Source organism: Polyangiaceae bacterium (genome assembly GCA_020633205.1).
In the GTDB taxonomy this organism is placed as follows: Bacteria; Myxococcota_A; Polyangia; order Polyangiales; family Polyangiaceae; genus JAHBVY01.
Genome location: JACKEB010000012.1, coordinates 497533 through 520598, shown reverse-complemented (window position 1 = coordinate 520598; position 23066 = coordinate 497533). Strand labels below are relative to the sequence as shown.

Genomic DNA, 23066 nt, shown 5'->3' with positions numbered 1-23066 from the left:
GCGCCTAGAGCTGTTCGTAGATCTCGGCGGTACTCCCAGCTGGGCCGTCGGGCGCGGGGTTGAGATTCACCCCGTCCTGCGTCCCACCGTGGCCGCCGATACCACCCGAACCGACGCTGAAGCTGCAGCTGTTGGTCTCCGCAGGTTTCATCCCCTTGTAGACCAAGCCGTATGAAGGCCCTCCCGACCCTCCGGATCCAGAGCCACCGCCGCCGCCATCACCACCGACGCCACCGCGGCCGCCCTTCCCAGAGCCGCCCGCGGCCGCTCCGCCCGACGCTCCGTCACCCCCGGGACCGCCGTTGCCGCCGTTTCCGCCTCTACCCCCGGCGCCACCCTCGCCCGACTCGAACGCGCAGTCGGTGACGGTAACACCGCTCTCCCAGACGAGTAGTGCGACCGATGAGTGACCGCCGCCGCCAGCCGCTCCCAGCCCTCCACCGCAGCCGCCCATGCCACCAGCACCGCCACCGGCGCCTCCGCAGGTGCTTGCAGCGTTCTTGAACGCACCCCCGCCGCCGCCGCCACCCTGGCCAACGACACCGTTGGTGCCTGGATTGCCATTGGCGGGGTCGTAGCCGTCCTGATGGAAGAGACCAACGGCTTCGGCTACCGAGCCCACGTTGCCGTCGGAGCCCTTGGCTCCGTCGGTCCCGGTGACACCATTTACAGAGGAAAGCGTGCCGGCCAGTCCGCCGTTTGCGTTTCCGCTCGGTAAACCAGCGATCCCATTCTCAGGTCCAAAGTCGAAGTCCGCATCTCCACCGGGTCCGCCCGTCGAACCACAGCTACTGGGCCCCGACCAGCGGCCACCACGCCTTACTCCAGGACTCGAACAGGTTCCGTCCTCGCCTTTCTGGCTGTCCGCAACCGCTGTCCCAGGATCACCCACCGAGCCGTCGGTCCCGTCGTCGCCATCGGCACCCTTGCCCGCGATGAACTTCACGCGCTTGAACAGGACTCCGTCACTGTCCCTCACCAGCGCGCCGATGCTCGAGTTCAGCGTTTGATCAACCGCGCGGAAACTGAAGTCCTCGATACGCAGGCCGCCTTTGACCCCGTTGACATACAAGGCAGCGTAGTTCCCGACCACCTCCGTCGGCTTGCTCACATCATAAGCCCAGGTGTCGCAGTCGAGCCCGCCGTAGAGCTGACTCCCACTCAAGCTATCATCGATGGCGAGCAAGTTACCATTTGGGACGAACTCACCCTCACTGCTGCAGGCGTAAACCCGTTTCCCCGAGGAATAGGCAGCGATGAGCGCCGCCTCTAGCGTGGCGTAGGGAGCGCTGCGAGAGCCATCGCCCGTCGTGTCGTCGCCCTTCGGGGATACGAAGACACCGTAGTCCTCGGTGACGACGCAGCTGTCATCCGATGGAGAAGCGGCGCCGTTGCAGCTTCCGCCCGTACCACCAGCACTGGCCGCGCCAGCCGAGCCCGCTGCACCCCCGGTGCCCGCAGCGCCCGCGACACCGCCGCTTCCAGCGATCCCCCCTGTGCCTGCGGAGCCAGCCATCCCGCCCGCGCCGCCTGTCTCCTCAGCGGAGGTGAACTCCGCGGTGCAGGCCGAGGCGAGTCCGAGCAACCCCAGGCCAGAAGTGAGCAAAGCAAGTCGAAGCATCCTCATGGTCACCTCATCATGCTGCGCCAAAGTAGGCAGCACGTTCAATCGCCCAAAGCGATAAGCCATGCGTGGACGGAGCGAACAGACCTCGCCCACGCAGTACCCTCACCCCCTTGGAATACGCTAGGTACGCCGCACGCGCCAATTGTTCGCTGCTGCTCACACTCCATCCAGCGTGCTGACTTATGCAAGGGGCATCGAGTGAGTGCCCGACTTCCCTACATTCACGGACACCGGAATGCCACGCTGCACGGGTGGAGGAACCGCGTGCCACTCCCCCGCTAACAGCACGGCTGCGACACGTTGGCCGACCCAAGCTGCGGTGGGAGAGTCGAAACGCAGACCGCGTCGCGCCGATAGCGGCGGTCGCGGCGGTCACCAGGAAGATCTCGATGTGGGGCATCTTGGGAATCGTGCCAACGAGTGCATGCCGTCGCATCAGCACGCATAACCTCCCGATCAGCTACGGTCGATCGCCCGATCCTCTTCCTGAAGTTTCACGCTCGCATCTCCCGCGCGTGAACTTTGCATAGCAGTTATACCTCTACACCCGACGCGAGCGCTTTTCCGTGCGAAAGCGGCGGCGGCGCAAGGGCAGTAGTAGGAGGCCAAGCGCGGCGAGCCAGGCGCCCCGGGTTCCTCCCGAGCCGGCAGCTCGACACCCGCAGCCCGAGTCGCTCTCCGTCGTGTCGCCGCGACCGACTAGGGCGCCACCGCTGCTGCTGCTCGTGCCAGCCGTCGCCCCCGTTCCACCGACGTTGCCGGATCCTCCGAACGACGTGCCACCGATGCCAATTGGACCGCTGCCTCCGGTGCTCGAACTACCCCCGGTCCCGCCGCTGGCATTCTCATCGGGAATGCAGCTCCCAGCCTCGCACTTCTGACCCGCGGGGCACTGTGCTCCATCACAGTCGTCCAAGCAGTTTCCGTCGACACAGTGGGTGCCAGCATCGCAGGTCACGGTCTCGCAGGCGCTCTGGACACAAGCAGACGTCACCTGACTGCAGGCTTGGCCTGCTCCGCACCCCGTGCAACCGCAGCCGAGCACGCATACACCAACGCTAGGATCACAGTAGTAATCGCTCTCACACGTCACGCCGTCGCAGGGGTCGACGCACGCGCCCTGCCTGCAAGTCTTTCCGTGCGGACATGTAACCCCATCGCACGGCGCCTTGCATTCGCCCTGCACGCAGACCTTGCCCGCATCGCAGGTCTTGCCAACGCAAGCGGTGTCCACGCAGAGGTCGTTCTCACACTGGTAGCCCACGGGGCACTTGAACTCACCACCGCTGCACGACGGGCGGCACACACCGCGATCGCAAACCAGCCCTGGGTCGCACAAGTCGCCTTCATCCGTCTCACCATTGCAGTCGTCGTCGATCGCGTTGCACTTCTCTGGAGTGGGCTGCTCGTTCTGCAAGCACTGCACGCTCCCGCCAACACACTGGGTGGTGCCGAAGGCGCACTTGCCAATGCCACCGGTCTCGCAGGGCTGTCCACCTCCAGAGCAGCGGATCCCCTCCACGCGCATCAGCAGATCTTCGAAGTCGTTGTCTCCCCCGGAGAACAGGTCCTCCCAGCCGAAGTAGAAGGCGGGCTGTAGGTCCGCCCGGGTGGTGTTCATGATCAACAGGTGGATCCAGTTGTTTGGGTTCCCCGGGACGTTGTCCTGGTTGTAGCGATCTTCGGAATAGTAGAAGTAGCCAATCGTCCCCGAGACGTCGGCCCAGTTGGCGCAGTTGCCAGGCTTGCCCTGAGTCGTCGCCTGAAAGAAGCCGATTTCACCGCCGAGGTAGCGACTGTCAGCTCGCACATCGAGCGTCTTCACCGTGCCGACGCCGTCGTTGCAGGTGATGAACTCGTACAGCTCTTGAGGTGACGGCTTGGTACCCGTCACGTTGTACCAACCGAAGGAGTTGAGCTGACCCGCGCCACGCCCGATCACGGTGAACGTCAGCGAGCACTGGGGAGTGAACGTCTGCGGGGTGATCGCTGCATCAGTCAGCGGGTTGATCGTTTCCCCCTCAGCGTTGAGGAAGGTGACCAAGTTGTTTCCGGCCGGAACCACCGTGCCATCCGGCTGCTGCAGAGCAAATGCGCTTGAAGCGCACAGCAGCGCTCCCAACGTGAAGGTCGATGCGAGCAAGCGGGCCGAGGAGGAGAGTGCCATCCTCCCTAGGGTACCGGGCGACCGACTCGGAACCAACACGCATTCCAGTCCCACAGCTGGCTGGCGTCCGCAGTGTAGAGGCCAACTGGTTGGTCCGGCCCGCTGCGCCGCGTCAGTCCTTTGCCCCCAACAACGGCGCGCGCCACTCCGAGTCAGGATAGAACTGCCGCGGTCAGCCGCTTGAACCGCGGGCTCCTCCATTCCACCAACCCCACAACGAAGCGAGGCCCGCTTCAGACGAAGCAGGCCTCGGGGAGTGGGCGGACACGGGCTCGAACCGTGGACATCAAGCTTGTAAGGCTAGCGCTCTACCAACTGAGCTATCCGCCCGCGCGTCATCGCGGGGCGAGCTTGTAGCATGCCAATGCCACCTGCCCAACCCCGAAACCAGCCGCGCGCCCACTAGGTCAGCTGACCCGCTCCCGCCGAAAGCCTTGATCGAGCAGCTGCCGCGCCTCCTCGGCTTGAGCCGATTCCACGAACAGGGGCATCGGTAGGTACGGACCAAACGCGTGAAACAAGCTCCTCAGGTGTACGCCACGCACGAACGCCGGGACCCCCGCCGCTGCGAGCTCCTCCACCGCGGCGTCGGCTGCGTAGACCCGCTGAAACCAACGTATCCGCACGGTGAGTCCCAGTGACGTAGCGCGGAGCTCGAGTAGCACGTCTAGCTCAACGGGAGTGCAACCACCCAGCGAGCGACGTCGGCGAACGAATCCTGCCCAAACTGATCGCGAGTCTCGGCCACGGGCTCGTCCCCTCACCCCCCGCTCGATCAGGGGGGGAGGCAGCTTCGGGTGATTTGGGCGCGGGGAAGACGTCCTCGTGCACAGCCCGGAGAGTCTACCTAGGCGCGGCCGACCTTGTTCCGTTGATGAACTGCACCCATGATCCGCACGGTTCTAGGAGCGGCACCGTTCCCGGGCGGGCGCAAGCCACCGCCCAGTGCTTCAAGCGGCGCCGGGTTGTTCCCCGGGGGTATTTCCGCTCGGAACGCGACGGACGGCACCGCCTTCCTCCGAGATGAACTCACCCTGGCGATACTCCATGACCAGCTTGCGAGGGCCGAACATGCCCTGCGGGTCGTCGAGCAGGAGCGCCTCACGGAGCACGTCGTCCATGTGGTCGACGAGCACCAAGCGCATTTGCTTGAGCACGCGCCGCGGCACATCACGCAGATCCTTGCGGTTCTCCTTGGGGAGCAGCACCGTGTCGATGCCGTTGCGATGCGCGGCGAGCAGCTTCTCGCGCAGCCCGCCGATGGGCATCACGCGACCTCGCAGGGTGATCTCTCCAGTCATCGCGACGTTGGAGCGCACGGGGATGCGCGTGAGCGCGCTGGCGATGCTGGTGGCCATGGTGACGCCGGCGCTCGGTCCGTCCTTCTGGACAAACTCCGGGAAGTGCACGTGGATGTCGACCTTCTGGTAGAAATCCGTCTCGACCCCGAGGGTTCCCGCGCGGCTGCGGATGTAGCTCATGGCAGCCTGAGCGCTCTCTTCCATGCCCTTCTCGAGCAGGCCGGTGATGACCAGCTTGCCCTTGCCGGGCACCACGGAGACTTCGCAGTCGAGGATGTCTCCGCCGTACGAAGACACGCTCAGGCCATGGGTGAGGCCAATCTCGTCGTGCTCTTCCTTCTTGCCCAAGCGATACTTCGGGACGCCCAAGAACTTGGGGATCTCAGCGGCTTCCACGCGGAAAGCTTGGTCACGGCCTTCCTTGACCACCTTCAAGGCAACCTTGCGACAGACACCGCCGAGCTCGCGCTCGAGGTTACGTACGCCCGCTTCCTTGGTGTAGTGATGAATCACCGTGCGGATCGCCGGCTCGCCGATCGTGAAGTCCACATCCTCCAGCCCGCACTCCTTCTGCTGACGGGGGATCAGGTACTTCTTCGCGATGTTCAGCTTCTCGTACTCCGTGTAGCCGCTGAGTTCGATGATCTCCATGCGGTCGCGGAGCGGGATCGGAATGCCGCTCAACGTGTTCGCCGTGGTGATGAACATCACGTCCGACAGATCGTAGTCGAGGTCGAGATAGTGATCGTTGAAAGTGGAGTTCTGCTCAGGGTCGAGCACCTCGAGCAAAGCCGCCGCCGGATCCCCACGGAAATCCGTACTCATCTTGTCGATCTCGTCGAGCAAGAAGACGGGGTTATTCGAGGCGACCTTCTTCAGGTTCTGGATGATCTTGCCGGGCAACGCGCCGATATACGTTCGGCGGTGACCGCGGATTTCCGCCTCATCGCGCACACCGCCCAGGGATAGGCGCACGAACTTACGGCCTGTCGAGCGCGCGATGCTGCGGGCCAAGCTGGTCTTACCCACGCCGGGTGGTCCAACGAAGCACAGGATCGGGCCCTTGAGTTGCTGGGTCAGCGCCTGCACCGCGAGGTACTCGATGATGCGCTCCTTGCACTTCTTCAGGCCGTAGTGGTCCTCGTCGAGGATGCTCTCAGCCTCGGCGACGTCGTAGCGCTCCTCGGTCTTTTCGTCCCAGGGCAGCGCCAGAACCCAGTCGATGTAATTGCGAACGACGGTCGCCTCAGCGCTGGTGGGGTGCATCATGCGGAGCTTCTTCAGCTCCTTTTGCACCTTGCCCTTGGCTTCTTCGGAGAGCTTCTTCTTCTTGAGCTTCTCTTCGATCTCCGCGAGCTCGCTCTTGAACTCGTCACGCTCACCGCCACCCAGCTCCTTCTGGATGGCCTGCATCTGCTCGTTTAGGTAGTACTCCTTCTGCGTCTTCTCCATCTGCTTCTTGACGCGGGAGCGGATCTTCTTCTCGACCTGCAGGATCTCGATTTCAGCCTGCATCAGCTCGTAGAGGCGCTCGAGGCGGCTCTTTGCATCGAGCATCTCGAGCAGGCTCTGACGATCAGCGAGCTTGATCGTGGGCAGGTTGGCAGCGATGGTGTCCGAGAGCTTTCCGGGCTCGTCGATGCTCTGGACGCTCATCAACACTTCAGGCTGAACCTTCTTGTTCAGCTTCACGTAGACCTCGAACGTGCTCTGCACGCTGCGGATCAACGCCTCGACCTCGACGTCCGCCGACACGTTCTCGACCAGCTCTTCCGCGTCGACGACGAAGTAGTTCCGAGTCTCGACGTAGCGCTTGATGCGGGCCCGGCGGCGACCTTCGACCAGCACCTTGACCGTTCCGTCCGCCAGGCGCAGGAGCTGCACCACGATGCCGATGGTGCCGACCGTGTAGATGTCGTCAGGGGTGGGATCGTTCGTCTTCGCGTTCTTCTGGGCGGCGAGGAAGATCTCCTTCTCGCGGCTCATGGCGTCGTCGAGCGCCGCGATGCTCTTCTCTCGCCCAACGAAGAGCTGAGACACCATGTGAGGGAAAACGATGATGTCCCTCAATGGGAGCGCTGGAAGGGGTCGGCGAGCTCCAGCGGGGTCTTTGTCGTTCTTGAAAAACATGCAGGCCCTGGCGAGTGAAAGTTGGGCGGAGCGAAGTTGCGCTCCCATTGAGGGTCAGTCTTGGTGGCTCAAGACGCGCTGGGCGCCCATCTGGCGCCCAGCAAAACGATACCGTGAGGAAACGATGAACTCAGGCGAGTTCGGCTTCCTTCTCATAGACAATCAGCGGGGTGTCCTTCTTGGTGATCACGTCTTCGTTGATCACCACTTCCTTGACCCCCTTCTTCGAGGGGATCTCGTACATGATCTCCAGCATCGACTCCTCGATGATGGCGCGCAAGCCACGTGCGCCGCTCTCACGCTCGATGGCACGCTTCGCTACGGCGGTCAGCGCCGCCGCTGTGAAGGTGCACTTCACGCCGTCCATGTCGAACAGGCGCTGGTACTGTTTCACCAGGCTGTTCTTGGGCTTGGTGAGGATGTCCACCAGCGCGTCTTCGGTCAGCTCGTGCAGGGTGGCAATCACCGGCAAGCGGCCGATGAACTCGGGGATCAGACCAAACTTGAGGAGATCCTCTGGCTGGACGGACTCGAGCAACTGTCCCAAGCGGAGCTCGTTCTTGCTCTTGATTTCCGCACCGAAACCCAGGCGGCTCTGGCCCAAGCGTCGCTGGATGATTTGGTCGAGTCCAACGAACGCCCCACCACAGATGAACAGGATGTTCGTGGTGTCGATCTGCAGGAAGTCCTGCTGCGGGTGCTTGCGGCCGCCCTTCGGCGGGACGTTTGCTACCGTGCCTTCGATGATCTTGAGCAGCGCCTGCTGCACGCCTTCTCCGGAGACATCGCGAGTGATCGAGGGGTTGTCGCTCTTACGGCTGATCTTGTCGATCTCGTCGATGTAGACGATGCCGCGTTGTGCGCGTTCGACGTCATGGTCAGCGTTCTGCAACAGCTGAACGATGATGTTCTCGACGTCTTCACCGACGTAGCCGGCTTCCGTCAGCGTCGTGGCGTCCGCGATCGCGAACGGGACCTTCAAGATTTTGGCTAGGGTCTGCGCAAGCAGTGTCTTTCCGCTGCCGGTCGGCCCGAGCAACATGATGTTGCTCTTCGAGAGCTCGATATCGTCTGCGGAAACTTTAGAGTCGATGCGCTTGTAGTGGTTGTAGACCGCTACCGAGAGGATCTTCTTCGCGCGCATCTGACCGATCACGTACTCGTCGAGGATCGATTTGATCTCTTCGGGCTTCGGGATCGGATCGGAACCATCGCTGGGCTCCTCCTTCTCGACCTCTTCCGCGATGATGTCATTGCACAGCGCGATGCACTCATCGCAGATGTACACGGTCGGCCCCGCGATGAGCTTCTTCACTTCCTTCTGGGACTTGCCGCAGAAGGAGCAGCACAGGTTGCCGTTTGAGTCGTCTCGCCGTCGCTCCACTGGTTTCTCTCGATGCTTAGGTGTCTTGCCTATGTTCTACCTCGGACGCCCTTCAGAGCGAGGCCGTGGCGTGCGTTTTTCGCCCCTTGGTTCGGGACGAGGTGCCCCCCGAGAGGGCGCTAGGTTTGGATGCTGTTGCGATCTCCACTCACTGGGTCAGACCCGATTCTAGAGAGCTTAGAAACAACCTGGGATTGATTGTGTAACTCCCGCCGAGTCTCAGGAAGGGTAGAGCCGGCGGCCTACCGTAGCAAGCTAACGGCGCGGGCCTTCGGACACGTAAGTGCCCCCTCGCCATGCGACATTCAGCGCCACGTTTCTCATACCGGACGGCGCAGCCCAATCCCGAACCAAATCGCCGCGTTTCCTCCCTGCTTTGCCCCACTGGCCGAGGCGCTTCGGTTCGCTCAAGGAACACTCTCAAGAGCGGCGCCCAAGCTCACGGAAACGCGAGCTAAACCGGTTCGCGCGGGCGCGCTCCCACTGCGACCGATGCCACAAACCGAGACGCGGATGACCCCGAGTGGTGTCATCCGCGTCGTCCAGCGGGACCTCGAACGCCGGACACGCCGGGCGCTCTCAGGCTGCCGCTCACTTCTTGGTCGTGGAATCGAAAATCTCGTCGATGATCCCGTATTCCTTGGCTTGGGCCGGGCTCATGTAGAAGTCGCGGTCGATGTCCTTGTGGATCTGCTCCTTGTCCTTGCCAGTGGCCTCGACCAGGATGTTCACCACCACGTCCTTGGCGTGACGGATCTCCCGCGCCTGGATCTCGATGTCCGTGGCCTGACCACGAGCGCCGCCCAGAGGCTGGTGGATCATGATGCGCGCGTTGGGCAATGCGTAGCGGCGCCCCTTCTCTCCCGCACACAGCAGCAGCGCTCCCATGCTTGCCGCCTGCCCGATGCAGATGGTGCTCACGGGGCAACGGACGTACTGCATGGTGTCGTACATCGCGAGGCCGGCGGTCACCACACCACCCGGCGAGTTGATGTAGAGCTGGATATCCTTGTCAGGATCCTCGCTCTCGAGGAACAGGAACTGCGCGATCACGATGTTCGCCACATCGTCGTCGATGCCGCTGCCGATGAACACGATGCGGTCCTTCAGCAGGCGGCTGAAGATGTCCCACGTGCGCTCGCCGCGGTGAGTGGTCTCCACTACGTGCGGGTAAATCACGCCCGCACGAGTGCGCTCCAAGTGGTCCCCTGAACGCTCGAGTACATCGAGAGCTTGGGCCCGAGTCTCCGGTCGCTTGATCATCCCACCTCTTCTAGTGTCGCTAACGTCCCGAGTCCATCGAGGCGAGCAGAATTTGGTCCGCTCGCACCGCTGGCCGGATCGGCGCCTCGCGGGCGCGTTCATGCTTCGCGCCTATGCCTTGGCGCGCGCAGTTTCTACGGACGGTGATGCGGCGTGGTTCAGGACGACGCATACCCACGACGCTCTTTTTTTCGCTCGGCGGGGATTGCCAGGCGCCAGATGGAGTTCGGCGCCGGTTGGTTTCACCGACCGGCGCCGTTTAGGACGCTCACTCGTCTTCGATCTTGGCCTTGGCCTCGATCAGGTCGAGCACCTTGTTCTCCAGGATCATTCCGATCAGCATCTCGCGCTTCTGCGCCTCGCGGTACTCCGCGCGCAGCTTCGCGACGTTCTTCCCGGTCTGCTCGGCGAGCTCCTTCAAGCCCTCCTCGATCTCGGGGTCGCCGATCTTGATCTCTTCCTTCTTCGCGATGGCTGCCATCAGCAGGCCGGCGCGAACCTTCACTTCACTGTCGACGGCGATACGCGCGCGCAGTTCCTCGTTCAGCTGGTTTCCACGCTGCCCCTGCATCCACGCCTGCTGCAGGATCTCGCGCTCCGTGAGCTGAGACTGACGCTCCACCAGGGACGGCGGCACTGGAACGGGGTTCTTGTTGCAGAGTTCAGCGACCAAGCGCTCCGCGAGCTTGTTCTCGGCCTCTTCCTCGGCCTTCTTTTCAAGCTGCTCACGGACGTTCTTCTTCAGATCGTCCAGGCTGGCGAACGCCTCGTCCACGTCCTTCGCGAACTCGTCGTCCAGGGTCGGAAGCACGCGCTCCTTGAGCTCCTTGAGGGTGAGCTTGAAGGTCGCTTGCTTGCCAGCGAGCTGCTTGTGCGGATGACCCGCAGGCATGTCGAGGGTGGCCTCGGCGGTCTCCCCAACCTGCTTGCCAATCAGAGCTTCCTCGATCTCCGCGAACACCGCCTTCGAACCGAGCTCGATGGGCAGATCCGTCGCGCCGGCATCTTCGACCACGGCACCTCCGACGGACACCTCGAAGTCGACCGTCGCGAAATCACCTTCCTTCGAAGCGCGCGCGTCTTTCGGGGGCTCCAAGGTGCTGTGCGCCTTGCGCAGCGCCTCGAGCTCCTCGTTCAGGGCTTCGTCACTGACGGCCTTGCTCGGGCGCTTGGCCTCGAGGCCTTCGTACTCCACGCTCTCGATCTCGGGCACCACCTCGAAGCGGGCCTTGTAAGAGAACGGCGCGCCCTGCTTGAGCTCCGCGGGCTCGATCGCCGGGTTGTTCACCGGCTGAACCTGCTGCTCGCTCACGACCTTGGGGAAGCTCTCGTCTACCAGCTTCTGAGCGACATCGGCGGCTACGCGCGGCCCGAACATCCGCTGCAACACCTGACGCGGTGCCTTGCCTTTGCGGAAGCCCTTGATGCGCGCCGATTTCGACAGCGCCGTGTAGGCCTTGTTCAGTTCGTCTTGGACACGTCCGGACTCGATCTCGACATCGAACTCGACCAGGACTGGGCTCAGCTTTTGTACGTTGACCTGCATTGGAAGGAGAGCGGCTCTGCCATGCAAGCCACCATAGGTCAACCTAAACCGGCCCGGCTGCCGCGCTTGCGCCCGCGACGCCCGATGGCGTGCCTCTCCCCCAACCCCACTCGAGTTAGAACCGGCAGGAAAAAAGCCGGATTCGCGATCGCTGCGCGACGCTCGAGTGGCCTGGTCTGGAGCCCCATGTGCGCCGCGCAGCAGCCGCATCCAGCCCCGAGGGAGCGAAGTGAAAGCTCAGCGCAGCTGATTTCGCGCGCCTCGCGTGACGATCGGGCGAGCGCAGCACACGCTGGCTCGCGCCTGCACCACCATACCGCGCGGAACTAGCGCCGTGGTGGACGACTTGGACCACAAAAAAGAAGAGCCCCCTGCGGGAGGCAGTTCCGCAGGGGGCGAGGTCCCGGGAGGGACATCGAAGAGCGAATGAAATCGCTCCTCGTAAGCTATTCGTCGTCTTCGTCGTCGTCCTCGTACTCCGCAGAGTCGAGCATCGCTTCGAAGGGGTCGTGATCGAAGTCGATCTCTTGGCGGTTGGGATCTTCCACGTCATCGATAGACCACGTGGGCCTCAAGTTGCTGTGGATCTCCTCGCGCGAAAAGTCATCGAAGCTTCGGTAAGACGGTCGGGGGGCCATCGGTCCTCCTGGCAGGGTTGGTTCACTCCGAGCGGCGGAGCGGGTTCGTTGGAGCTACGGGCGTTTGAGAGAAGGAGCGCTCGGACCGCCGGGACGATCGGAGCTCGGTGACCATGGAGACCAGGCGGGCGGGGCCACTGGGGCTCTCGGGGCACCAAAAGTGCTGCTGCAGGATGCGTTCAGCGGCGACTTGGCCGGGGCCGTCCAGATCGGCGAAGAAGTGAGATTTCACGTGTTTTCGCGGTCGATTCAGGGGGAGCCTCGTGCGCTGTGTGATCAACTTAACCACTTGCACCTACATCTGCGCACAGAGTAGGACAGGACCCCAGGCCGACCAAGAAAACGAGAGTCGCGACGTGAATTTCGATAAGAGTTCCCCCCTGCCCTGCTTAGGGTGGGCGCCGCGACGCATCGCCGTGTAGAAGGCGGCTGCGCCCTCCGCCGCAGCTCGCGCGAGAGCGCAAGTCGCTCAGTACGTACGGATCGAATGGCTCCTCCTCACATCATCGCGATCGCCAACCAGAAGGGTGGCGTCGGCAAGACCACGACGGCAGTGAACCTCGCCGCGAGCCTCGCGGCCGCCGAGCGCCCCACCCTGCTCGTCGATCTGGATCCGCAGGCAAACGCGTCGAGCGGCGTAGGGGTGCACCGCGGCGACGTGGAACTGACGGTCTACGATGCGTTGATCGGCGCCGCGCCCCTCGAGCAGGTGATGCGCGACACGCCCATCGAGCAGCTCAAGGTCGTGCCCTCGAGCAGCGACTTGGTTGGCGTCGAGTACGAGCTACTGGATGAGCATCGCGGAACGCATTTGCGCCGCGTGCTCGAGTCCGAGGCGGCGCAGCGCTTCGACTTCGTGGTGCTCGACTCACCACCGAGCCTGGGCGTCCTGACGATGAACGCGCTCGCCGCTGCTCACCGCGTGATCGTGCCGCTGCAGCCCGAGTACTACGCCCTCGAAGGCATCACTGCGCTGATGGGCACCATCGACCGCATCAAGGAGACGCTGAATCCGAACCTCGATATCGAGGGCATCGTGATCACGATGTGGGATCCGCGTAACAAGCTCGCGCACGAAGTCGCCGATCAAGTGCGCCGCCACTACCGCGTGTTCGAGTCGATCATCCCCCGCAACGTCCGCCTCAGCGAGGCACCGTCCCACGGCCTCCCGGCACTGCTCTATGACGTCAGCTGCAAGGGCGCCCAAGGCTACTTGAGCCTCGCGCGCGAGGTCATCGAGGCGCACGCATGACCACCAAGCGACCGACCCGGGGGCTCGGACGCGGACTCGACGCGCTGCTCCCCACCAAGCCTCCTGTCCGCACGGAAACGGCCGCGCCGGGTGCGCCGCCTCCAGCGAGCTACGGCGATAACAACGTCTTCAAGTGCCCGATCGACAAGCTGATCCCGCAGAAGGGTCAGCCCCGTCAGCACATCAACCAAGCGGCCCTGGAGGAGCTGGCTCAATCGATCCGCGAGCACGGCTTGATCGAGCCGCTGGTCGCGCGGCGCCTGCAAAACAGCGACAAGCTCGAGCTGATCGCCGGTGAGCGGCGCTGGCGGGCGTCACAGCTGGCGGGCCTCAGAGAAGTGCTCGTCGTGGTGCGCGAGGTCAGCGCGGCGAGCGCCTTCGAGCTCGCATTGATCGAGAACATCCAGCGCGCAGATCTCGATCCCATCGAGTTCGCCGAGGCCCTGGACCGATTGCTCAAGGAGCACAGCTACACCCAGGAGACGCTGGCAACTCGAGTCGGCAAGGACCGCTCCACCATCGCCAACGCCCTGCGCCTGCTCAAGCTGCCGAGCCACGTGCGCTCGATGGTGATCAACGGTGAGCTCAGCGAGGGTCACGGCCGCGCGCTGCTCGGCGCTCCGGATGAACTCACGATGACCCACCTCGCGGACAAAGCCGCGCGAGGCCGCCTGAGCGTGCGCCAAACCGAGCAGCTCGTGCGCGCCGCCAAGCAGAAGGCCGCAGACAAGAAGCCGGGAGCCAAGGGCAAGACCGCCAGCGTGCGCGACCTCGAAATGCGCCTCACCCGCCGCCTCGGCACCAAATGCGAGGTCAGCGACCGCGAAGGCAAAGGTGAGGTCAAAATCAAGTACGCGAGCCTCGACGAGCTCGATCGCCTGTTAGAAATCCTGCTCTAGGACTGCGCTTGCCCAGCGTAGCAGGAGCGGCACCCAGGTTTGGGGGTGAGGCGCACTGAAGTGCGCCGGGAACTGACCGTAGACCCGCTGTGTGAGTTCCTCAGTTCCGAGCGCAAGGATCGACGACGCAGCGCAAAAACCAGGCGGCGACGAAGTGCGCTTTGTGGAACCAAAGCACCGGGGACTGCGCGCCCTGGCCGCCGCGTGCGTAGTGGTCAGCTTGCTTGGAGTGGGCGCCGCGCGGGACGGCGCCAAGCGGGCGGACCAGCTCAAGTGTTGGGGGACGTTGCGCAACACCGCCCGCGGCGACGCATGGGCGTGCGAGGCACAGGCGGAGCGCTGGCTCGGTCTCTCCTCGGTGCTGCCCTGGACTCGCGGCGCTGCGCAGCAGACCCGCAGCGACCTTCGTATCCGCGCGGCAGAGCTCGAGCTCTTCGTCGCTACCCGTGGGCAGCCCTCACGGGAGCGGCGCACCGTCGCCGCTACGCGCCTGCTCGAGCGCAGCCCCGAGCTGACGTCAGCGGTGAGCGCGGCGTTGCAGAGCGGCGCGTACCCCCAGCTGGTGGCGTTCGCGAGTTCACGCGCTGGGGATCTCGATGCGATGGGCCGCGACATGGCTTTGAACGCAGCGTTGCTCGAGGTGAATGCAGCAGCGATGAAGCGCCTCCTGGCGTCGGCACCGGGCAGTGAGTTACCTGCCGAACCCAAGCGCAGCGTGGCGCTTGCCTGCGCGCTGCTCCCAGAAACGCAGCGTCCGCCGTGGCTCGACAGCCTGAACACCGCAGAACCCGCGCTGCGTGGGGCGTGTGGCGGCGTCCCTCACCCCCAAACTCCTGGGCGGGAACTGCCGGCTGACGAGCGCCTGGCGGAGCTGACTCGGCACCTCAGCGAGCTTTCACCGAAGCTGCCGATGCCCAAGCGTTCGGCGTTGGCCCTGGACATCGTGGCCCCGCGCTCGACCCACCCCGAGCTGACGCGACTCGAGCCGCCACGCTGGTACTCCCCGAGCGACGTCCTCAAGCCACTCCCAGTCGCCGTCAGCAGCGACGCTCTGGATTCGGCTGCCACGCAGCTCGATGTGCTGCTCGAAGGGGGCGCTGACCGGCAACTCGAGGGCGGAGAAGCTACGGACCCCAGCGGGAAGCTTTTCCCTAAAGAAACCCTCGAGCGCGCACGACTAGCGCTTCGACTATTCGCGTTCGCGCTCTCGCTGCGAGAAGGCAAACTGGACGTCGCCCGCGCTCAGCTCGAGCTCGCCGCCGGTCACCCGACGAGCGGTTTCGAACTGAGTCTGGCTGCAGCGCACCTTGCCCTGCGTGAACCACGAGCAGCGCTGCGCCTGAACCGACGCCATCGAGAGGCTTTCGGCGCGAGCTCGAGCCTCGAGGAGAGCGCGCAGCGGAGCCTGCAACAGGCCTACGCCGAGAACGAGCTCGGCGACCGCGCCGCGGCGTACCTCGCTGCGCGAGACGGGAAGCGACTGTGCGACGCCGCCGAGCAGGCCACCAAGCTCGCTCGCGCCGGTGAAGACGACGGAGGCCCGTCCCAAGCGCCAGTCTCTGGCTGCGCGGACGTCGAGTGGGCTTTGGCGGCAACAGCTATTGCCGCACGGCAAGAGAAGGCGCTCCCTGAACCATTGGACCTAAACAAGCTGGTCACAGGCGACCTGGAGGCGGGCAGCGGCTCACTCGAGCTGTGGCGCACGTTGGCGGTGACCCCAGAGGCCGCGCGCCGGCCCCTACGGGTGCGCGTCCGGCGCCCGCAAGTCTCCCAGAGCTGGCAAGCCTTTGGCTTCCAGCTGGCGGGCGAAGTCGTGCGCGGTGCTGGCGAGATCGATGTTTGGCTCGATGCAAGCGCCGGGCAACATCGTCCGGGAGAGCTCCTGGCGTACTTCGTCGCGCGAGCGAGCGCGGCACGCTGGCGAGGTGATGCGGAGGCCGACCGCGACTGGCAGGCTCGTTTCGCCCGTGTGACGGCCCTTGGGGTGGACGCCCGGACGAGTTACTTGCTCGCCCAGGCTGGCTACTAGTGTCCTGTCTGCGTGGGTAGTTCGCCGCAAGAACGCTTGAGACCAGGAAACGCTGTGTTGATTCGTTCAGCGAATCACAGCTTCGCCTTACTAGCGCTCTCAGAGCTTCTTCATCAGCTCTTTGGCTTCTTGTCCCACCTTGCCGTCGGGGTCGAGCTTGATCGCCTCCTTCAGCGCCGCTGTGGCTTCCTTCTTTTTCCCTGCGGCAGCAAGGTGCTTACCTAGGTAGTAGTGCCCAGCGGCACTCTTCGGCTCTTTCTCGATTGCCGCGCGGTAGTCGGCCGTGGCGCCATCCACGTCCTTCATGGCGTTTTTGCAGGCGGCGCGACGCACATAGAGCTGCGGCAGCGCGTCCTTCTCGATGGCTTTGTCCAGGACGGCGACGCAGTCTGCAAACGCCTCGACCTTACCCAGCACCGCACCGATCGCACCGAGGATCTTCACATCGTCCGTCTCGATCGAGAGCAAGACCTTCTTCGCCTCGTCCTTCTTGCCCGCGGTCGCGAGCATGTCGGCATACGCGAAGCGAAGCGCGGAGTCCTTGGGGTTGGCTGCGCTGGCTTTGCCGTAGGCCGCAAGCGCCTCGTCCGCCTTGCCAAGCGCTTCGAGGATCAGCGCGTGGTTCATCAACAGACCAGGGTGTCCGGGTGTCCCCTTGAGCGCGGGTTCCACGACCTTCAGCGCGCCCTCGGCGTCCTGGTCCACCTCGAGCAGGATCCCCGAAAGGTTCACCGCGGCTTCTGGGAGCTTTGGATCGGCGGCGAGCGCCTTCTGGTAGTGCTCCTTGGCGCCGCTGGTGTCGCCGCCCTGCTCGAGCACGACGCCGTAGTAGTAGTTGGCCTGAGCGTCGTCGGGGCTCTTGGCCAACGCCTCGTCGAGCTTCGCTTTGGCGCCGTCGAAGTCCCCTGCTTGAATGGCGTTCTTCGCGGCTTCGACCTCGGCGCTCGAAGCCGGCACCTCGCCGCCTGCGTCGTCATCATCGAGCGGAGGCGGGTCCGTGGGCCCAGAAGGCGGCGGAGTGGAGCCACCACAGGCTGTCAGAGTCGAAACACCCAATGCCGCCGCTACGAGCCAGGCGGCCCAGCCCCTCTGCTTGATCATGATGCGTTGCCCTCGCGTTCCAGTTCTTCGATGGATGACAGGATTCGGTTCTTGAGCTCTTCGATGCGAGCGCGCTCGGTAACCTTGGTTCCGCCTTCGTCGGTGACGTAGAAAACGTCCGCGACCCGGATACCCTCGGTGTTGATCTTGGCCAGCTCGATGGTGAACCCGTTGAGATTGATGGCTCTGGCGAGCCTAAACAGCAGCGCTGGGCGGTCCCGAGTGACCACTTCGACGACCGTCTGATCCGAAGCCGCCCGATTGTCGACGGACACCTTGGTCGGGACATCGGGTGCGGGGCGCTCCCCGAGCGTCGACACCGGCCGCTGAATCAGCTCGATGGGGCTGATTTCCCCTTGCAGGAGCCGTCGCAGATCACGTTCGACGCGAGGAATCGCGCGGCGCCCAGTCTCGGCGCTGGTGCCTCCGCGAACCCAAAACATATCGAGGATGCGGTGGCGGCCACGTGTGTCCTTGAACGAGTAGATCTGCGCCCCGATCACCTTGAGGTGGTTGGCCGCGAAAGAGGCGGCGATCAGCGACAGCAGGCCGAGGCGGTCGTCAGCAACCACGCACACCTCGATGTACGGGTCCTCTTCGCCGAGGACCGTGATGCGCACCAGGTCATCCGCGGCGCCGATGATGAAGCGCAGGTGATGGGCGATGGCGTCGGGGTCGTTGGCGAAGATGTAGCGCTCCGGCAGCGCGTTCAGCAGCTTGTCGACCCGCTCGGCGTCCAGGTCGGTGGTGAGTGCCTTGACGGAGTCAATCGTACGCTGGGCGGCCACGTCGTCCCGCGCATGGTGGCCATCCACGAGGAAACGCTCAGCGGCGAGGTAGAGTTCCTCGAGCATGCGAGCCTTCCAGCTCGTCATCGCCGTCGGGCTGGTCGTCGAGACATCCGCCACCGTGAGCAAGTACAGCTCTTTCAGGCCTTCGCGGCCGTGTACCTCGGAACAGAACTCCTCCAGCGTGCGCGGGTCGTCGACGTCGCGCCGCGTGGCCACGTGGTACATCCGCAGGTGCTTGAGGATGAGGTGTTGGACCTCCACGATGTCCGACTCAGGCAATCCGAGGCGCCCGAGGATCGTGGCCGCGAGCGCTGCGCCCCGCTCGGAGTGGTTGCGTCCACCGAGGTCCTTGCCGACGTCGTGCAGCAATGTCGCGAAGAACACGACGTTCTTCCGCGCGACCTCCGCCGCTAGCCGTGACGCCAACGGATAGTCACTCGCTAGGTCTCCCCGCCACAGGCGGCGCAGGCGATCGACCGCCGCGACCGAGTGAATGTCCACCGTGTACACGTGGTAGATGTCGTGATGGGCGCGGCCGACGACAGGCGCAAACTCGGGGATCATCGCAACGAGCAAGCCGACGTCGTGTAGCTCCTTGAGCACGCTCCGCTTCTTCAGCAGCGTCCGCTTGATGTTCTTCACCAGCTTGACGAACAGCTCGGCGGCTTCTGGGCTCTCCCGCAGGCGGGCCCCGAAGGACTCGCTCGAGGTAGCTCGAGCGATCTGGTCTCGCGCAAACTCGTAGACCGGAAGATCGCGACGAACAGCCTCCCAGTACACGCGCAGCGCAACCGCTGGGTCGCTCTCGAGCAGTGCCGGATGCTCGATGCTGACCTCGTCGTTCGTCAGGCGCAGGCCGTTGTCGAGCGGCTCTGTTCGTGGCTTGCGGGTGGGTGGCGGCAGGGCGCGCCCGACAACCATATCGCGCGCGCGCTGCACAGTTCGCGCGTGGCGATAGTAGTCGCTCATGAAGTGCTCGACCGATGGGCCGCCACTGCCGTACCCCAGCTTTTCCGCAAGGCTTTCTTGCGCGTCGAAACTCAAGCGATCCGAGCGACGCTTGGCTAACCAGTGCAGCAAGTTCCGCACGCGCCAGAGAAAATCTCGAGCGGCCAACAGCGGCTCCAACTCGCGGCTGACTAGCACGCCGAGCTTGAGCAAATCGCCCAAATCATCGATCCGCCAACGCGCGCGCGCTGCCCAGTGGGCGACGTCTAGATCCCGCAGCCCACCTGCGCCGTTCTTCACGTCCGGTTCGAGCAGGTAGACCGAGTCTCCGTAGCGCTCTTCGCGCTCGCTGGCCTGGCTGCCGAGTGTTTCTAAAAATCCGCGCAGATTTCCAAGACCGAACACACCTTCGAAAACGCGACCGAGCTGGGCGTCTGCAGGCCCAGCGTCACCGGCGACGTGGCGCCAGTCGAGTAGGCTGGTCGCCGTCGGGAGATCGCGACGTGCCAGGTCCACCGTGTCATCAGGCGAGACCACCTGGTGCCCAACGCTGAGCCCGGAGTCCCAGAGCGGGTAGAGCAGAGCCTCAGCGATGGGCCCTGCGGAATCTTTGTGGCCGAGACACAGGAGCCGCACGTCGAGATCCGAATACAGCGCGAGCGCTCCACGGCCGTAGCTCCCCACCGCGGCGAGGCTGACCTCCCGCCAACTCTTCCGGGCGATCATCGCGCCACGAGCGGCATGAAACAGGGCGGACAACAGGCCATCAAAGGCGGTTGCGTACGCCCGAGAAGCGGGAAGCCCCGCGGCTTCGCCCCCAGACTGAATCATCTCGATCACGGCCCCGCGATGACGATCGAGGTACACGCGAAGCTCTGGAACCAGACGCGGCGAGAGTTGTTCGAGCAGAGCTGGCTGGGCCGATGACATGCGTTATTCGGGTGGTCGCGGAAAAGCCGATGCCACTGCACCGGTCCCGCCCGTCGCCCGGCGCTGGTTATAGCGCAAGGCGTGGCGGGTGGTTGGCTTTGTTGGGCCGCAATCACGCGGGGTTAGAGCGTTCTACGGCAGGCCTGTGATGTTGCACTTCGACTGCTAGCACTCCCACCGCCGAGCGCTATGGGTGGTCAGTACGAGACCGCTCCATCCCCGCTAGGCTCGCCCAGGAGCGCTCAGTTGGCAGACCAACTCGGCATAGGACCAGTGACCCACGCTCGAGGCTCACATTGGTTCCAAACCCCGAGTGAGCGGCACGGGGCGTGCTAGCGTTTCGGACCTATGAAGTCATCCTCTCGTGGTTGCTCCGCCGAGCGCGCCGCCTGGTCTCGACGCCACTTCCTCAGCGCAGCCCTGAGCGCAGGAGCCGCGTTGACCCTCAGCACCCAAGCCAAGGCGTCCCTCGCCCAGGCGGTGGAGTTCAAGCGCTTGGTCCGCGGGAGCCATCACATCGTCTTCGCGACGCCGGTGGAGGCCAGCTCCGTGTGGGAGGCAGTGGGCGGTCGGAAGCGCATCGTGACCTACTCTCGACTGGTGATCAGCGAGAGCTTGGGAGCAGTCGAGCCGAGCGAGCGCGAGCTGATGGTGCGCACCCTTGGAGGTCAGGTCGGCGACATCGGACAGATCGTGCACGGGGAAGCGGAGCTTGCCCTGAACACGCCCAGCGTCTTGTTCATCGGCCAGGCAAAGGACCAGCCGCTCTTCATCCAGGCCATGAGCCAAGGTGAGTACCCCACCAAGAGCGGAGAAAAGGAGCCGATCCTCGCTCTCTCGCCTCGTCTGTCCGAGATCGATGCGGACGAGGCCTCTGCGGTCGTGGTGCTGAACAAGCAGCGCCTGTCGGTTGCTCGCCGCCTCGTTCAGGGGGTCGCACGCTGATGTCAAGCCACCTCCGCTACGCCGTTCCACTCCTCGCGGGCTTGAGCGCGATGGCGCTCTCAAGCAGCGCGAGCGCCTTCTGCCGTACGACCACCTGTGACCCAAAGAGCAACACGTGTGAGCAAGACGCTGAAGGCTGTGTCCTCACCGGTTTGCCGCTTTACTGGCCTGGTGCATGCTTGTCCTTCTCCATCAACAAGGACGCGTCGCCGCTGCGAGGGCTCGACTGGGAGACCACGGACAGCCTCGTGTCCCAGGGCTTCAACACCTGGATGAGTGTCGACTGCGGCGGCTCGACGCCCAGCATCGCACTGCAATCGCGCAGTCCGGTGGCGTGCGACGTTCAGGAGTACAACCAGCAGCAGCCCAACGCGAACATCTGGCTGTATCGCGACGACGTGTGGCCCTACGCGGGCGCCGACACCACGCTCGCGTTGACCACGATCACGTTCAACGTGAAGACCGGGGAAATCTTCGACGCCGACGTCGAGATCAACTCGGTGCAGAACGCTTTGACCACGGGGGACCAAGACGTACAGACGGACATGCTGTCTATCGTCACCCACGAGGCTGGCCACTTCCTCGGCCTCAGCCACACCACCAAGGGCGACGCGACGATGTACGCTCGGTACAGCCCCGGCTCGACCAGCCTGCGCTCGCTCACGGCTGACGATGCCGCGGGGATCTGCGCGATCTACCCGCCCGACCGTGAAGCAGACAGCTGCAGCTTCGACCCGCGCCATGGCTTCTCTGGTGAGTGCGCCGGTCCGGTGGACGAGGGTTGTGGTTGTAGCCTGGTCGGCGCGCCTGCAAGGCCTGAGGGAGGCATCGCGCTCGGCCTATTCGCCCTTGGTTGGGCGTGGTTCCGTCGGCGCCGCTCGTGATCCGACAGAGCGCACGCGACGAACTCCTCGTCGTGTGTGGCGAGCCGAGCGGCGATTTGATGGCCGCCGAAGTACTCTCCTGGTTGGATCGACCAGCGTTCGGCATTGGCGGCCCGGCGCTGCGGCGGCGGGGGCTCAACTGCAGCGTGCCCATGGAGCAGGTGTCGGCGATGGGAGCCGATGCCGCACGGAAACTGTTCAGCCTCGGTCGCGCTTGGTTCGCGCTCGAGGCAGAGGTCGCTCGCCGGCAACCGCGAGCGGCGTTGCTGGTGGGTTTCAGTGACTTCAACCAACGGTTGGGTCGCGCGTTGAGGCTCCAGGGCACTCGAGTCGTGTGGTACGCGCCGCCGCAGATTTGGGCCTGGCGGCGCGCACGCGGACCCAAGCTGCTGGCCAGCGCGGACCATTTCGCGCTCCTCTTGCCATTCGAAGTACCGCTCTGGCGAGCGCTTGGCGCGACCGCTAGCTACGCCGGACACCCGGCCCTCAGCTGGCGCGCCCGAGACGTTCAGCGCTCGAGCGGGCAGCTGGCGCTGCTCCCCGGCTCGCGCGCTCACGAAGTGCGCCGCTGTTGGCCCATCCTGTCGCGCGCCGCGGAACGACTTCAGCGCGACGGCTGGCGCTTCGAAGTGGCGCTGAGCCCCACGCTTCCACTCGGGCTGCGGGCGCGCATCTCACGCGCCGCGCGGCGAGCAGCGCTTCAGGTCTCCCACGACGCGAGCGCGGTGCTGGCGCGATCGGAAGCTGCCATTTGCTGTAGCGGAACGGCAACCCTACAGAGCGCCGTCAGCGGCTGTCCTCCTCTGATTGTCTACCCCACGTCGTACGCCGAAGAGCTAGTGCTGCGCAGACTGGTGAGCGTCGAACACATCGGATTGCCGAACCTGGTGCTGGATCGCAGGGCCTTTCCCGAGCTAGTGGGGCAAGGCGTGAAGCCCAAGGAAGTCACGCGAGCCGCCCTCGACCTCGTCGCCGCGCTGCCCGAGCATCGCTCGGCTTGTGATGAACTCGTAGGGCGCCTCTCGGCCAATCTCGAACATGCCCCAGGGAGATACGTGGCGGAGTTGGTGGAGAGCTACCTGTGAGCGGTAAAGGAAAGAAACGTTCCAAGGCTTCGAGCGGCTCGGCAAAGGCTTCGAGCGGCTCGGCAAAGCCCACGCAGGCGAGCACCGTGGCTCCCCACCGGCGACCGCTAAATTTACCGCGCGGAATCAAATTTGCACTAGCTTTC

At 64.4% G+C, this 23066-nt stretch carries 16 protein-coding genes and 1 tRNA gene; 6 read left to right on the top strand and 11 right to left on the bottom strand.

Annotated features, from left to right (window positions below; all coding sequences use genetic code 11):
* Positions 1 to 4: 4 nt before the first annotated feature.
* From H6718_14315 to H6718_14275, 9 genes are all read right to left on the bottom strand, one after another.
* Positions 5 to 1627: a hypothetical protein gene (locus H6718_14315; protein MCB9586571.1), complete on the bottom strand. Its 1623-nt coding sequence runs from the start codon at positions 1625 to 1627 to the stop codon at positions 5 to 7.
* A gap of 541 nt (positions 1628 to 2168) precedes the next feature.
* Complete coding sequence (locus H6718_14310) at positions 2169 to 3794, bottom strand: DUF4114 domain-containing protein (protein MCB9586570.1); 1626 nt, start codon at positions 3792 to 3794, stop codon at positions 2169 to 2171.
* 257 nt (positions 3795 to 4051) lie between these two features.
* A tRNA-Val gene (locus tag H6718_14305) sits at positions 4052 to 4124 on the bottom strand.
* Positions 4125 to 4201: 77 nt separating this feature from the next.
* Positions 4202 to 4459: a hypothetical protein gene (locus H6718_14300; protein MCB9586569.1), complete on the bottom strand. Its 258-nt coding sequence runs from the start codon at positions 4457 to 4459 to the stop codon at positions 4202 to 4204.
* A 285-nt stretch (positions 4460 to 4744) separates the two neighbouring features.
* Positions 4745 to 7225 (bottom strand): endopeptidase La, encoded by a 2481-nt coding sequence (gene lon, locus H6718_14295; protein MCB9586568.1) that lies wholly within the window; start codon positions 7223 to 7225, stop codon positions 4745 to 4747.
* Between the two features lie 130 nt (positions 7226 to 7355).
* A complete protein-coding gene (gene clpX / locus H6718_14290) occupies positions 7356 to 8609 on the bottom strand; it encodes an ATP-dependent Clp protease ATP-binding subunit ClpX (protein MCB9586567.1) in 1254 nt (417 codons plus the stop codon).
* Positions 8610 to 9200: 591 nt separating this feature from the next.
* Positions 9201 to 9872, bottom strand: coding sequence for an ATP-dependent Clp protease proteolytic subunit (locus tag H6718_14285; protein ID MCB9586566.1), 672 nt, complete (start codon positions 9870 to 9872; stop codon positions 9201 to 9203).
* A 268-nt stretch (positions 9873 to 10140) separates the two neighbouring features.
* Positions 10141 to 11418, bottom strand: coding sequence for a trigger factor (gene tig / locus H6718_14280; GenBank protein MCB9586565.1), 1278 nt, complete (start codon positions 11416 to 11418; stop codon positions 10141 to 10143).
* Positions 11419 to 11864: 446 nt separating this feature from the next.
* Complete coding sequence (locus H6718_14275; GenBank protein MCB9586564.1) at positions 11865 to 12056, bottom strand: hypothetical protein; 192 nt, start codon at positions 12054 to 12056, stop codon at positions 11865 to 11867.
* Between the two features lie 487 nt (positions 12057 to 12543).
* Here H6718_14275 and H6718_14270 point away from each other — a divergent pair, with 487 nt between their 5' ends.
* From H6718_14270 to H6718_14260, 3 genes are all read left to right on the top strand, one after another.
* Positions 12544 to 13308 carry a ParA family protein gene (locus H6718_14270; GenBank protein MCB9586563.1) on the top strand — a complete coding sequence of 255 codons (765 nt, stop codon included), beginning with the start codon at positions 12544 to 12546 and terminating at the stop codon, positions 13306 to 13308.
* Positions 13305 to 14207, top strand: coding sequence for a ParB/RepB/Spo0J family partition protein (locus H6718_14265; GenBank protein ID MCB9586562.1), 903 nt, complete (start codon positions 13305 to 13307; stop codon positions 14205 to 14207). The genes H6718_14270 and H6718_14265 overlap by 4 nt, the downstream gene beginning before the upstream one ends.
* 91 nt (positions 14208 to 14298) lie before the next feature.
* Entirely contained in the window at positions 14299 to 16236 is a 1938-nt protein-coding gene (locus H6718_14260; protein ID MCB9586561.1) for a hypothetical protein, read from the top strand.
* A gap of 99 nt (positions 16237 to 16335) precedes the next feature.
* Here the strand turns inward: H6718_14260 and H6718_14255 are convergent, their stop codons facing one another.
* A complete protein-coding gene (locus H6718_14255; protein MCB9586560.1) occupies positions 16336 to 17337 on the bottom strand; it encodes a tetratricopeptide repeat protein in 1002 nt (333 codons plus the stop codon).
* The gene (gene glnD, locus H6718_14250; GenBank protein ID MCB9586559.1) at positions 17334 to 20006 is read right to left on the bottom strand and encodes a [protein-PII] uridylyltransferase; all 2673 of its coding nucleotides are present in this window, start codon (positions 20004 to 20006) and stop codon (positions 17334 to 17336) included. Before glnD ends, H6718_14255 begins: the two co-directional genes overlap by 4 nt.
* A 348-nt stretch (positions 20007 to 20354) precedes the next feature.
* Between glnD and H6718_14245 the strand changes: the two genes are divergently transcribed.
* Genes H6718_14245 through H6718_14235 form a run of 3 tightly spaced genes read left to right on the top strand, consistent with a single transcriptional unit; the run spans position 20355 to position 22920 of the window.
* A complete protein-coding gene (locus H6718_14245; GenBank protein MCB9586558.1) occupies positions 20355 to 20951 on the top strand; it encodes a hypothetical protein in 597 nt (198 codons plus the stop codon).
* Positions 20951 to 21835, top strand: coding sequence for a matrixin family metalloprotease (locus H6718_14240; GenBank protein MCB9586557.1), 885 nt, complete (start codon positions 20951 to 20953; stop codon positions 21833 to 21835). Before H6718_14245 ends, H6718_14240 begins: the two co-directional genes overlap by 1 nt.
* A complete protein-coding gene (locus H6718_14235) occupies positions 21832 to 22920 on the top strand; it encodes a hypothetical protein (protein MCB9586556.1) in 1089 nt (362 codons plus the stop codon). The genes H6718_14240 and H6718_14235 overlap by 4 nt, the downstream gene beginning before the upstream one ends.
* Positions 22921 to 23066: the final 146 nt, after the last annotated feature.